Here is a 13,138-nt window from a genome sequence, read left to right as displayed (position 1 = left end):
CATTTGCGGGGTTTTTTATGGTTGTCTGATCCTATAAAGCGCCAGCCCTCTCCTCAGCGTTATTCGCCCCGGCCACGTTCCCTCGGGCCCGACGAATATCCGCCAGCAACAGCCAACCTGAACGCTGCAACCGGACATCATTACCGGTCAGAGACAGCCCCTTGAGAGTGAACTGCTCTGCCGAACCCAGCTGATTTTTTGCCACATAGGCCTCGGAAAGCTTGAAATAAACCTCTGCCGAACGTGGCGCAATTCGTTGCGCACGCTCCAGCTGTGCAATCGCAGCGCCCACGTCACCCTGTGCCAGATAGGCATCCGCCTGTCGGATCAGGCTTTGTGCCGCCGGAGACAGCTGGTCACCGGAATCCTGGTAACTTGGCGAACTGGAGCGACGATCCGGCTCAGGCGCAGGCTCTGATGGCTGTTCGCTCTTGCGTTCGGTGCGGGTTTCTTCCTCCCGCGGGTAGGTTCTTGGCGGCTCGGGAGCCCTCTCCCTCTCTACATCACGGGATGAACCGCCTGCCGGCACGTATATGGAACCGCCCGGCGAGGCACAGCCCATCACTGTCAGCGTCAACGCCAGCAAGCCGGCATTCTTGAGTGTTGTCAATTTCATTGAAAAAGCCCTTCAAACCAGCCCCGGATCCGCCGCTCCAACCTGCCTGAGCAAGATACTTTCTGATCAGGCTCGCTACCGGTCAAAAACGGAACCAGGCGTGCATTGTCGCAGTACTCATCGGTAAGAGCCTGCCGTTGCGTATTGACCCAGTGGTAATCCACTCCATCGGGCACCACCGGAGAAAACCCGTGTTGAGGCACCTGCGCCATGAACCGCGCCCACACTGGCAAGGCCCCGGTTGCCCCGGTCAGGCTGGTCGGGCCGTTATCGTCACGCCCGACCCAGGTCACCGCCAACAGGTCACCGCTAAAGCCGGCAAACCAGGAATCACGACCATCATCGGTGGTGCCTGTCTTTCCAGCCAGGGTCAGTTGTTGTGGTACAAATCGATAAGCTGAGCGCCCCGTGCCCTCCTGCATGGTTTCCTGCATCGCATACTGCACGAGGTGGACAGCCGTAGGATCCGCCACCTGATCCACTTCCAGACTGTAGCGGGACAAGGCTTCCCCGTCAGGGCCCGTCACCTGACGAATTGTCCTGAGCGGCGTATTAAAGCCAGAGGTTGCCAGTCCCTGGTACAATTGCGCCACGGTGACCGGCGTCATCGACACAGCCCCCAACAGCATCGAAGGATACCGGGATATCGGGCTGGTCACACCAAAAGCCTGCAGCGTCTCTGCGACCGCATCCACCCCAACGTCAAGGCCGACCCTGACGGCGGGCAGGTTATAGGACCGCGACAGCGCCTCATGCAACGGCACCTCACCACGCTCCTTGTGGTCATAGTTCTCCGGCTCCCAGCGGCGGTCATCCTCGAATACCAGAGAGAAGCGTTTATCCTCGACCGGCGAGATCAGGGTGTAGCGCTCCGGCTCCTGCAGGGCGGTCAGATAGATGAACGGCTTGATCAATGACCCAATTGGCCGCCGCGCATCCACGGCCCGATTGAAGCCGGCAAACTGCGGATCCCGGCCGCCGACCATCGCCAATACTTCTCCGCTATCGCGGGAGGTAACGACCATAGCGGACTCCAGAGAAGTGTCATCCGACCCGGAATCCATGCGGGAAAGCATGTCTTTCACGGCAAACTCGGCGGCATTCTGGATACCGGGATTCAGGGTGGTAAAGATCCTCAACCCCTCACTTTGCAAATCCTCTTCCTTGTAATCTCTAGCCAGGTGTCGACGGACCAGATCGATGTAGGCCGGGTAACGGTTCTCGGAATACGATGGCCGTTCACTGACCCCCAGAGGCAATGATTTTGCCTGGCTTGCCTCGGACTGACTGACAATACCAGCCTCCGCCATAACATCAATGACCAGGTTTCGTCGCCCCGTGGCCCGCTCGGGATGTCGGCGGGGATTGTAATAACTCGGCCCTTTCACCATGGCTACCAGTAACGCCACCTGATGCAAGCGGAGATCCCGCATCGATTCCCCGAAATAGAACTGACTGGCCAGACCGAACCCGTGAATGCTGCGGGTGCCTGCCTGTCCCAGATACACCTCGTTCAGATAGGTCTCGAGGATATCGTCCTTCTCGTAATGCAGCTCCAGAAGTGTCGACATCAGCGCTTCATTACCCTTGCGGACCAGGGTCTGTTCGCGGGTGAGGAAGAAATTCTTGACCAGTTGTTGGGTCAGCGTACTCCCCCCCTGAACAACCTCTCCGGCCTGGATATTCACCAGCATGGCGCGGGCAATGGACAGCGGGGCCACCCCGAAGTGCTCATAAAATCCACGGTCCTCAATAGTCAGGAGCGCTTCTTTAAGCAACTCTGGCACCTGATCCAGCTGCACCAGTACCCGATCTTCCTTATGGGCGGGGTATATACCCCCGATTTGAGCTGGCTCCAGGCGTACGATGGGTGAGTTGTCACCAGACAGCACCCGGAAATCCTGAACCTGATCCCCATAGATGGTCAATGCCAGGCGTCGCCGGGGTTCTGGCCCATCGGCAAACAGGAATCCACGGGTGCTGATGACGAAGCGTCCACCATTACGGCTGTAGGTTCCCGGCTTGGTACCGTCGCCCTTGCGGAAGCCGGACAGCTCCAGCTCGCGCTGAAGGTCACCGGAGCTGAGACTGGCGCCGTTATAGAGCTCCAGCGGACGGGCGTACACCCGCGAGGGCACTTCGAATCGCCGCCCCTCGAAACGGGAAGTGACCACAGCGTCCAGATACACCATCCAGCCGGCAAGCAATACCAGGCTGATCAGTGAAACGCGCCAGAACAGGCGCCAGAACCAGGACCGTTTTGCAGAACCGCCCCTACCGGATTTTTTCTTCGCAGACTTTTTTGGAGGTGATGTTTTTTTCATGGCGCGATTATAACGAAAGCATCCGCCCGGAAGGCAGGTTATCCATGTGTTATTTATGTAATCTGCCCGTTATGATAGGTCCCAGAAAAATCAACAAGATCAGGGAATGCGAGGAGAGAGCAGTGAGTGACACCACAACCAATGAATTGATGCTGGCTTTACAGAATCCGGAGCTGTATGACCACCCGGTCAAGGATTTTCAGGTTTTGGAGACTCACATCTCCCAGGTCATCCTGACTGGCGATTACGCCTACAAGATCAAGAAACCCATGGATTTTGGCTTTCTCGATTTCTCCACTCTGGAGCGTCGCAAGCGTTTTTGCGAAGAAGAGCTACGACTGAACTCCCGCCTCGCGAAAAGCCTGTACATGGAAGTGCTGCCGATCACTGGCACTCCCCAGGAACCTCAGCTGGGGGGCGAGGGTGACGCATTCGAATACGCCATTCGCATGCACCAGTTCGATCAGGCGGACCTGTTCGACGTTCGACAGGAGAATGGCACCCTGACGCCGGACCTGCTTACCAGCGTCGCCCGACAAGCCGCCGAGTTCCATGACCGGTTACCGCCAGTTCCTGAGGACAAGGCCCTGGGCACCCCAGAAGCCGTCCATGCCGCCATGCAGGAGAACTTTGACCAGATTCGCCCCCTGCTTGACGACAAGGCATTGCTGCAGCAACTGGACAATCTGGAAGAGTGGACGCGCACCACCTTCGAGCGGCAGCGGGATCTGATTGCCAGCCGACGGGAAAACGGATTTGTTCGTGAGTGTCATGGTGATCTTCACCTCGCCAACATCACCGTATTCCAAGGCGAGGTCACCGTCTTCGACTGCATCGAATTCAACGAGCCGTTCCGCTGGATCGATGTCATTAACGACCTGGCATTCCTGCTGATGGACCTGGAGTCACGCCGCGAACAAGAGCTGGCGAACCTTGTATTGAATACCTACCTGGAGTATCGGGACGACTTTGAAGCCCTGCCCCTCCTGCCGTTGTACAAGGCCTACCGAGCCATGGTGCGGGCCAAGATCGCGCTGTTTACCATGGGCAACCCATCGCTCTCGGAAGCAGAAAAAACCGGACTGATGCAGCGCTATCAGGATTACGCCCTGCTGGCCGAGAGCTATAGCGCCATCCCCAATCCCTATTTGCTGACCACCACCGGCCTGTCCGCCAGTGGCAAAACCTGTGTCAGCGCTGCCATGGCAGAGGAACTGGGCCTGATCCGCCTAAGGTCCGATGTAGAGCGTAAGCGTTTGTTTGGCATGGGCCCGCTGGAGCAAAGCAACTCCCCCACTGGCGGCAACATCTACACCCCGGACGCCACCGAACGAACCTACCAGCGCCTGGCCAGTATTGCCGGCAACCTGCTCAGCGCCGGCCTGCCGGTCATTGTGGATGCCGCTTCCCTGAAGCAGGGTGAGCGCACACTTATGGCGGACGTGGCAGAGACCCATGGGGTCCCCTTTGCACTGATCCATTGTGAAGCGCCGGAAGATCTGCGCAGAGCGTGGATCCGCAAGCGCTCCGGGGACGCGTCCGAGGCCACGGAAGAGCTTCTGGACGCCCAGATGACCTGGTTTGAACCGTTAACGACCGAGGAAAAGACTCACACTATCCACCTGCATACCGACCAGGAACATGTCGCCGAGGCGGTTGCGGACCGGATCCGTCAGCACTTCGGATTGCAGGAGCAATAAACGTCTACAATACCGGGTACCCGCCTCACGGGGCAGGTACCAATAACAGATGCGGGAGCCAGAACGATGGATACGGACACAGTACGCCATATCGACGATCCACTCTATGAAAAGCTCAGAAGCGAAAACATGGCGGCATTCAATGCCGCCAAGGCGAAACAAAGCCAGCTCCCCAGCTTTGCCCACGGTGATTTTCGTGGCCTGGACCTCCGCGGCATGGATGCTCAGGGACTGGACCTCAGCCACGCTTATTTCCGGGGGGCGGACCTGCGCGGCATCGATTTCAGCGACACCCAGATGGAAGGCGCCAGCATTGCCGGTGCCAAGATTTCAGGCTGCTTTTTCCCTCATCATTTGCACGCGGATGAGATCGTCATATCCCTTAATCACGGCACCAGAATGCGGTACAGCACCCGGAAATGAACGCACACCACTCCTGGCACACGGTCTGCTCACCTGACGATCTGGCGGACGACAGCTTCCGTGAATTCACGCTGATCAAAGGCAGTGCCGAAGATCAGACAACAGAGCAACGGGGCTTTGTCTTTCGCCGCAGCGGCAAAGTCTACGGTTACCTGAACCGCTGCCCACACCTGGGCATCGAACTGAACTGGATGCCAGGGCGGTTCATGGACAGTGATAACTGTTTTATCCAGTGCTCCACCCATGGCGCCCTGTTCCTGCCGGACAGCGGCGAGTGCATCGCCGGCCCTTGCCAGGGGGAAGCACTCACGCCCCTGGACGTAGCCGAGTCCCGGGACTCCATCCAGGTCAGGCGTCCAGAATAACAGGTACCGGACGGCTCAGTGCCAGATTGCCAGTAGGCTCTTCCCCATCCCCGAGTTCCGCACGGTAAGCAACTACTTCCACACCCGCTTTGACCGCATCCCGAAACAACGCGCCGTATGTAGCATCAATATGGTCCGCCGGGCGCACCGAGGTGATCCCGGTATGGTTGACCACGAACATCAGCACCCCACGGTCTCCCTTGGCGACCTGAGCCATCAGCTCTCGCAGGTGCTTCTGCCCCCGGGTGGTAACGGCGTCCGGAAAAAAACCGCACCCGCCATCGCACAGGGTGACATTCTTGACCTCCACCCAGGCATCGGCCAGCTCCACGTGCCCGGACAGATGGAGATCGATACGGCTCTTCTCCTCGCCGTACCGGACCTCCGCCCGACACAGGCCATAGCCGGACAGCTCCTTCACACGTCCCGCCTCAACAGCCTCCCTGGCCTGTGCGTTAGGGCGGGCGGTATTGATGCAGGCCAACTCGCCGGGGGAGGTCTCTACCAGCTCCCAGGTATAGCGAAGTTTACGCTTGGGGTTATCACTTTCACTCAGCCACACCCTCGCGCCATCTGGCTGGCAACCGAGCATGGAACCGGTGTTCGGGCAGTGCGCCACTACCTCCGAGCCGTCTTCCAACAACACATCTGCCAGAAAACGCTTGTAACGTCGAACCAGTTTGCCTTTAATCAATGGTTGGGAGAAGTTCATGGTGGTCTCCGTATGAAAGTCTGAACACAAGGCTGGCACCCCTGTAACTTATCTGCTATTTTCCGCAAATTCCCGTTTCAGGACGAATGCTTTATCCAGGGTCAATTCGCGCAGTCATGGCTGGCGCGGCGGAAAGCAAAGCGTTCTTGTGAAGTACAAACAAGAGGCCGGGTTCAATGGCAAACACTGCAGAACAACCACGCGAACGTTTTACCAACTTCACCCCTTACGAAATGAAGAAGGGTGAAGAGTATATGAGTGCTGAAATGCTGGAGCACTTCAAAAATCTGCTACTGCAATGGAAACAGGAGCTGATGGAAGAAGTGGACCGCACCATGCACCACATGCAGGAAGACGCAGCAAATTACGCGGATCCAAGCGACCGCGCAACCCAGGAAGAAGAGTTCAGCCTGGAATTGCGCACCCGTGACCGTGAGCGGAAATTGATCAAGAAGATCGACCAGACCATCGATCGCATCGACAAGGACGACTACGGCTTTTGCGATCAGTGTGGCGTGGAAATTGGTATTCGCCGCCTGGAAGCCCGTCCGACGGCCACTCTGTGCATTGACTGCAAGACCCTGGCGGAAATCCGCGAGCGCCAGACCGGCATCTGAGCCGGACCATAGTCAGGTCAACCGGCCCCTAAACGGGCCGGCTAGCTGATTGCTATGGCTGATATTTCCTACCGAGGTCGATTCGCACCCTCTCCTACAGGTCCATTACACTTCGGCTCCCTGGTCACTGCGCTGGCCAGTTACCTTGAAGCCAGGGTCCATCAGGGCCAGTGGCTGGTTCGCGTCGAGGACCTTGACCCCTTGCGGGAAAGCCCGGAAGCCACTGAGCGCATTCTTCACAGCCTGAATTGCCACGGGCTCATACCGGACGCTCCCGTTCGTTTCCAGTCCAGGCGCCACGACGCCTACCAGGCAGTTATTGAGCGGTTATTGTCTGACGGACTCGCCTACCGCTGCGCCTGTTCCAGAAAACAGCTACAGCAGCATCATGGCAGGCATCCGGAACACTGCCGCGAGGGCCGTAGCGTACCTGGCAACCGCCCATTCGCCATTCGTTTTGCCCTGACGGATGAAACCTGCTGCTGGCAAGATGAGCTACTGGGCCCGCAAATCCAGCGGGTTATCGCCGAGGTGGATGACCCCGTCATTCTCCGCAAGGAAGGCTTCTTCGCCTACCAACTGGCCGTTGTGGTCGACGATATCGATCAGGGCATCACGGACGTAGTAAGGGGGTCAGACCTGCTGGACCTCACCTCCCAACAACAACAGATATACCGTGCACTGGGGGCGACACCTCCCAACTGGCTCCACATCCCGGTGATTCTCAACGAAGAAGGGCAGAAACTCAGCAAACAGAACCATGCCCCCGCACTGGACGACCGGCAACCGGCCGGCAACCTGACGTCAGCTCTGGCAGCCCTGGGGCAGCATCCACCAGCCAACCTCAACCAGCAGCCAGTGGAAAACATCCTCGCCTGGGCAACCAGACACTGGCAGCGAGAGGCAATCCCCCTGACATCCCGGTAAGCTACGTGGTATAAGGAGCCTCAGAATAACTCCTGAATCGCCTCTTGCTTTCAGAGTTATTCAGAGGCTCCAAGCCCTTCACAAACTTCAGTGCGGATACCAAGCCTGATGTACATCTATCGTCTGGTCTTTCTGTTGGTTCTGGCCATCTATATTTTTTCACCGAACATCCTCGACTGGTGGACCTCCCCGGGTAACGCCTGGTACACCCCGTACATTATCTGGGCCGGGCTGATCGCCATCGGTTTCTGGCTGGAATGGCGACGGGACCCCAATGAGTTTTAGCGCCCCGGGCCTGTTACTGGCCAGCCTGCTGTATCTGATGATTCTCTTCGGCGTCGCCTGGGTGACCGAGCGTGGTGTATTCCCTCAACACTGGGTACGACACCCCCTGATCTACACCCTGAGCCTGGGGGTCTACGCCGGCATCTGGGCGGTCTATGCCGCCGTGGGTGTTGCCGCCGAGTCGGGCTTCGGCTTCCTGGCCTACTACCTGGGGGTCAGCGGGGCGTTCCTGCTGGCACCCGTATTGCTGAATCCGGTGATGCGCATTGGCCGGGCCTATCAGTTGACGTCGCTGGCCGACCTCTTCGCCTACCGCTATCGTAGCCAATGGGCCGGCACACTGGTCACCTTCTGCTCTGGCGCGGCCATACTGTCACTGCTCAGCATGCAAATACAGGCGGTTTCCACCTCAGCCAGCCTGTTGGCTCCGGATACCTCCCGCAACCTGATCAGCGTCATGTTCAGCATTACCGTGGTGCTGTTTGCAATGCTGTTTGGCACTCGTCGCAATCAGGGCTCTGAAACCCATCAGGGGCTGGTCATGGCGATCGCCTTCGACTCTGTCGTCAAGCTGACCGCCCTGCTGACGCTCGGCGGAGTCATCCTGTTCAGCGTGTTCGGCGGCATGAGCGGACTGGAAGCCTGGCTGGAAAGCCAGAGCTCACCGGCCAGCACCATGACCATGAACATCGACGACGGCAGCTGGCGCGCATTGATGCTGATGTCTTTCGCAGGCGCTCTGGTATTGCCGCACATGTACCACATGACCTTCAGCGAGAACCCGTCGCCCAAGGCACTGGCGAAGGCCAGCTGGGGACTGCCTCTGTACCTGCTACTACTGGGACTACCGGTACCTCTGATCCTCTGGGGAGGCCAGGAGCTGGCTGCAACCACGGGCCCCAATTTCTACGCTATCGGCACCGCCCAGGCGCTGGGCAGCCCTGCGCTGACCCTGTTGATGTACATTGCCGGCCTGTCCGCCGCCAGCGGCCTGATGATCGTCAGCACCCTGGCACTGGCCGGCATGGTACTGAACCACGTGGTTCTGCCCCTGCGCACGCCAAAGGATCACGGCGACATCTACCATTGGCTGAAGTGGATCAAGCGTCTGCTGATCGCTGTTATTATTTTCGCAGCCTTGCTGTTCCATGAAACCATTGGCACCAATCTGGACCTGTCCATTCTTGGCATCATCTCCCTTTCCGGCATGCTACAACTGCTGCCGGGAGCGCTGGGCGTAATTTACTGGCCCGAGGGTAACCGGCGAGGCTTGATCGCCGGACTGGTCTCCGGGATGGCCATCTGGATCGTCACTCTGGTTCTGCCCTTTTCCCATACCGCCAACCTGCTGGAATGGCTTGGTGCCCCCCTGGTGCCGGATTACAGCAACTGGCATATCTTTACTTTTATCAGCCTGACCCTGAACGTGTCAGTGTTTTCGGTGACCTCCATCCTCAGCGGCAGCACCGCCGAGGAAGCCAGTGCCGCCCAGGCATGCTCCCTTGGCGCACTGTCCCGTCCCCATCGACGGGAACTGGTAGCCACATCGTCCTCAGACTTTGTCCGCCAACTGGCCGATCCGCTTGGCTATGGTGTCGCCAAACGCGAGGTCGAGCGAGCCCTGGGGCAGCTCAAATTACCCAATATGGAATATCGCCCCTATCAGCTGAGGCGGCTGCGAGATCAGGTGGAAATCAACCTGTCAGGCCTGCTGGGCCCCGCCGTGGCGCGAGACCTGGTCAAGCGTCACCTTGGCTACAAGCCCATGGCCAGCGGCGGCACCGCGCAGGATATCCGCTATGTGGAGCGAGCGCTGGGGGATTACCAGAATCAGCTGACTGGCCTGGCCGGGGAGCTGGACAACCTGCGCCGGCATTACCGGCAAACTCTTCAGAATCTGCCAATTCCGGCCTGCTCCGTGGGTGAAGATGGCGAGATCCTGATGTGGAATCACACCATGGAGCAGCTGACCGGCATTACCGCAGACGATGTCGTCGGTGCCCGCCTGATGGCATTACCGGAACACTGGCACCTGTTGCTGGATGATTTCAACTGTGGCGAGGAGCTGCACCGCTACAAACACCGTATGGATCTGAATGGCAAACCCCATTGGCTAAACCTGCACAAGGCGGCTCTGAGCGGCCCTGACCATCCGGAAGGCGGCAGCATCATACTGGTGGAAGACCAGACCGAAACCCGGTTGCTGGAAGACGAGTTGATGCACAGTGAGCGACTCGCCTCTGTCGGCCGGTTGGCAGCCGGTGTGGCCCACGAAATCGGCAATCCCGTCACTGGGATTTCCTCCCTGGCGCAAAACCTGAAGCTGGAAACCGACGATCCGGAAATACTCTCGACCGCAGAACAGATTCAACAGCAAACCCGGCGAATCTCCGCCATTCTGCAGTCATTGATGAATTTTGCCCGTACCGGCAACCATTCCCAGGCCAACCGCTACGAGCCGGTCATCATTCAACGTTGTGTGGACGAATCCATCAACCTGCTATCTCTGAGTGATCGCGGCCTGAGTATCACTTACATCAACGATTGTCCGGGTCAGCTGAAGGTACTGGGCGATGAGCAACGGCTGGTCCAGGTCTTCGTTAACCTGCTGGCTAATGCCCGGGATGCTTCTCCAGAGGGAGGCACTATCCGGGTCAGTGGAAACCGCGATGGCTACTCCGCTATTATCGAAGTCACCGATGAAGGATCGGGCATCCCCCGAGACCAGCTCGACCATATATTCGAACCCTTTTACACCACCAAGGCCCCCAACAAGGGCACCGGCCTTGGTTTATCGCTGGTGTACAGTATTGTTGAAGAACATTACGGCAACATACACGTGGACAGCCCCGCGGACCCGGCAACCGGCCTGGGTACCTGTGTACAGTTGAAGCTGCCGGCTTACGAACCGGAACCCAGCAATGCTGCCATCAGCCAGAACGAAAGGTTATAACCCCCTATGCCTCGCATTCTGATCGTAGAAGACGAAGAGATTATTCGCTCCGCAGTAAGGAAGTTGCTGCAGCATGCCGGTTATGACGTCACCGATGCAGGTTCCGTTGAGGAAGCGGAACGGAGCCAGGATCCCGACGAATTTGATCTGATCATTTCCGATCTGAGACTGCCCGGCGCCCCGGGCACGGAACTGATCAACCGTGCCCCCAATACGCCGGTGCTGATCATGACCAGTTACGCCAGCCTGCGGTCCGCCGTGGATTCCATGAAGATGGGAGCAGTTGAATACATTGCCAAGCCGTTCGATCACGATGAAATGCTGGCTGCAGTGGAGAATATCCTGGCCCGAAAACAACAGGCATCAGCAGACGCACCGACACCCGAAACTGGCACTCCCGGCGAGGACACCACAAGCGGCGATCCGGCCAGCATCATGTTCGGAAAGTGCGAGGCGATGCAAAAAGTCTTCACCCTGATCCGCAAGGTGGCACCCACGGAAACCACGGTATTGATCCAGGGCGAGTCCGGTACAGGCAAGGAGCTCGCGGCCCGGGCATTACACCTGCTCAGCCCTCGGGCGACCAAACCGCTCATTTCTGTCAACTGTGCAGCGATCCCGGAGAGCCTGATTGAATCGGAACTGTTCGGCCATGAGAAAGGCTCATTCACCGGCGCGGTCTCCGCCCGAACCGGCCTGATAGAGGCCGCCGACGGAGGCAGTCTTTTCCTCGATGAAATCGGTGAACTTCCGCCAGAAGCCCAGGCAAGGCTGCTGCGGGTGCTGCAGGAGGGCGAAATCCGCAAGGTTGGCTCCACCCAGAGCCGCAAGGTCAGCGTGCGCATGATTGCCGCGACACACCGTAACCTGAAGGCCATGACACGAACAGGGGAATTTCGCGAAGACCTCTACTACCGCCTCAACGTCATGCAGGTACGCATTCCACCGCTGCGGGAACGACAGCAGGATATTCTGGGTCTTGCCCAACGCTTCCTGCTGCGGCAAGGCGAGAAGATGGGCAAGCCCAACCTGAACCTCAGCCCCGAGGCGATGCGTGCCATGGAGCGACACCGCTGGCCAGGTAACGTGCGTGAACTGGAAAACGCCATTGAGCGAGCGACCATCCTTTGTGACACGGACCTGATCACACCCTCCCTGCTGGACCTGGAGTATGAAGGTGGTGACGAATACATTCCGGAAACACTGGTGGAAGGCAACAACGAACAGGTACGTAATCGCGAACCGGAGTCTTCCAATGACCTGTCCCTGGAAGATTACTTTCAGCATTTCGTGCTGGAGAACCAGGATAAAATGAGCGAAACCGAACTGGCACAAAAACTGGGCATCAGCCGCAAGTCCCTGTGGGAACGTCGCCAGCGCCTGGGCATTCCCCGCAAGAAAAGCTCGGGCAACTGAGGTCACACCAGCCCGCCGACCTCCCTGGCATCGATTGCGACCTACAAAGTGTGAACCAAAGCTCAGTTGTTACCCCATGTTCCGTACGGTAACACTCACGAAAAAGATAGTGAGGCATCAGTAACACTTAGGTCACATACGGGGTAACACTTACGACCCGGTTTTTATTAAGTTATTGTTAATTAAGAATTTATAAAAACTGGCACACGCCCTGCACGCTAATAAGCGCACAACAACAAAAACAAGAGTGACAACGCAGCGTCAAAACAAAAACAAAAAGCCGCAGGAAGACGTTCGGTAACAAAAACAAATACAGAACGTGAGCGAACTGAGTGTTTTGGGTACTGTGCTTTTTAGGGGTCCCTTGGCACGTGCGAGTTGTAGATGTAGAGAAGAATCGTCTTCCAGGCGGCACTGCATTTACCTTTGACTCGCCCGATGCTTCTGACCGCTCTGTGTATTCAAAGCCTTCCGTTTGCACTACTGAAATCCCTGTACTTGGGGATGAACAGTGGGGTACAAAAACGAAGAAAAATCCCGGCAACAACAAAAACAATGCAGATCGTCAACGCTTTCAGGGCGGATTCGTGAGAACGGATCCGCCTTTTGATTATCTGGATCTTGAAAATCCCGCCTTTCACTCCGGATTGAACATTTCTTGCCCGCTTTTCCCGTCCATTCGACTGCAAACGTGTGCAAATCCTGTCCAAACCGTTAAACTCTCGTTTTTTGCTCACGCAATAACGGAATTCAATGCCTAACTCAAATACCTCGCCCTTCGAGAAGTTTGTCGAAAAAAT

The 13,138-nt window shown here is 57.6% G+C and carries 12 protein-coding genes; 9 read left to right on the top strand and 3 right to left on the bottom strand.

Annotated elements, in window-relative coordinates:
- Positions 1-31 precede the first annotated feature (31 nt).
- Together MARLIPOL_RS15880 and mrcB are read right to left on the bottom strand one after the other, a co-directional pair.
- Positions 32-616, bottom strand: a complete 585-nt coding sequence (locus MARLIPOL_RS15880) for a tetratricopeptide repeat protein (protein WP_012139315.1) — start codon at positions 614-616, stop codon at positions 32-34.
- Entirely contained in the window at positions 613-2,940 is a 2,328-nt protein-coding gene (gene mrcB / locus MARLIPOL_RS15875; RefSeq protein WP_012139314.1) for a penicillin-binding protein 1B, read from the bottom strand. The genes MARLIPOL_RS15880 and mrcB overlap by 4 nt, the downstream gene beginning before the upstream one ends.
- Positions 2,941-3,089: 149 nt before the next feature.
- Here mrcB and MARLIPOL_RS15870 point away from each other — a divergent pair, with 149 nt between their 5' ends.
- From MARLIPOL_RS15870 to MARLIPOL_RS15860, 3 genes are all read left to right on the top strand, one after another.
- The gene (locus MARLIPOL_RS15870) at positions 3,090-4,640 is read left to right on the top strand and encodes a bifunctional aminoglycoside phosphotransferase/ATP-binding protein (RefSeq protein WP_407638106.1); all 1,551 of its coding nucleotides are present in this window, start codon (positions 3,090-3,092) and stop codon (positions 4,638-4,640) included.
- A 66-nt stretch (positions 4,641-4,706) separates the two neighbouring features.
- Positions 4,707-5,063: a pentapeptide repeat-containing protein gene (locus MARLIPOL_RS15865; protein WP_012139312.1), complete on the top strand. Its 357-nt coding sequence runs from the start codon at positions 4,707-4,709 to the stop codon at positions 5,061-5,063.
- Positions 5,060-5,428 (top strand): Rieske (2Fe-2S) protein, encoded by a 369-nt coding sequence (locus MARLIPOL_RS15860; RefSeq protein ID WP_012139310.1) that lies wholly within the window; start codon positions 5,060-5,062, stop codon positions 5,426-5,428. Before MARLIPOL_RS15865 ends, MARLIPOL_RS15860 begins: the two co-directional genes overlap by 4 nt.
- Here MARLIPOL_RS15860 and sfsA read toward each other — a convergent pair.
- Complete coding sequence (gene sfsA / locus MARLIPOL_RS15855; RefSeq protein ID WP_012139309.1) at positions 5,412-6,140, bottom strand: DNA/RNA nuclease SfsA; 729 nt, start codon at positions 6,138-6,140, stop codon at positions 5,412-5,414. The two genes, MARLIPOL_RS15860 and sfsA, sit on opposite strands and share 17 nt — an antisense overlap.
- Positions 6,141-6,316: 176 nt before the next feature.
- Between sfsA and dksA the strand changes: the two genes are divergently transcribed.
- The 6 genes from dksA (at position 6,317) to MARLIPOL_RS18455 (ending at position 13,099) form a co-directional block, all read left to right on the top strand.
- A complete protein-coding gene (gene dksA / locus MARLIPOL_RS15850; RefSeq protein ID WP_012139308.1) occupies positions 6,317-6,757 on the top strand; it encodes an RNA polymerase-binding protein DksA in 441 nt (146 codons plus the stop codon).
- A 54-nt stretch (positions 6,758-6,811) separates the two neighbouring features.
- Positions 6,812-7,684: a tRNA glutamyl-Q(34) synthetase GluQRS gene (gene gluQRS, locus MARLIPOL_RS15845; protein WP_012139307.1), complete on the top strand. Its 873-nt coding sequence runs from the start codon at positions 6,812-6,814 to the stop codon at positions 7,682-7,684.
- 108 nt (positions 7,685-7,792) lie between these two features.
- A complete protein-coding gene (locus MARLIPOL_RS18690; RefSeq protein WP_012139305.1) occupies positions 7,793-7,969 on the top strand; it encodes a hypothetical protein in 177 nt (58 codons plus the stop codon).
- Entirely contained in the window at positions 7,959-10,922 is a 2,964-nt protein-coding gene (locus MARLIPOL_RS15835; protein ID WP_012139304.1) for an ATP-binding protein, read from the top strand. Before MARLIPOL_RS18690 ends, MARLIPOL_RS15835 begins: the two co-directional genes overlap by 11 nt.
- A gap of 6 nt (positions 10,923-10,928) precedes the next feature.
- Entirely contained in the window at positions 10,929-12,338 is a 1,410-nt protein-coding gene (locus MARLIPOL_RS15830) for a sigma-54-dependent transcriptional regulator (protein ID WP_012139303.1), read from the top strand.
- Positions 12,339-12,709: 371 nt separating this feature from the next.
- On the top strand, positions 12,710-13,099 hold the full coding sequence (locus MARLIPOL_RS18455) for a hypothetical protein (RefSeq protein WP_145768801.1): 390 nt from the start codon (positions 12,710-12,712) through the stop codon (positions 13,097-13,099).
- Positions 13,100-13,138 lie beyond the last annotated feature (39 nt).

The organism is Marinobacter lipolyticus SM19, from assembly GCF_000397065.2.
Classification (GTDB): Bacteria; Pseudomonadota; Gammaproteobacteria; order Pseudomonadales; family Oleiphilaceae; genus Marinobacter; species Marinobacter lipolyticus.
Note: the sequence above shows the minus strand (reverse complement) of the source record. Positions and strands in the feature narration are given on the sequence as shown.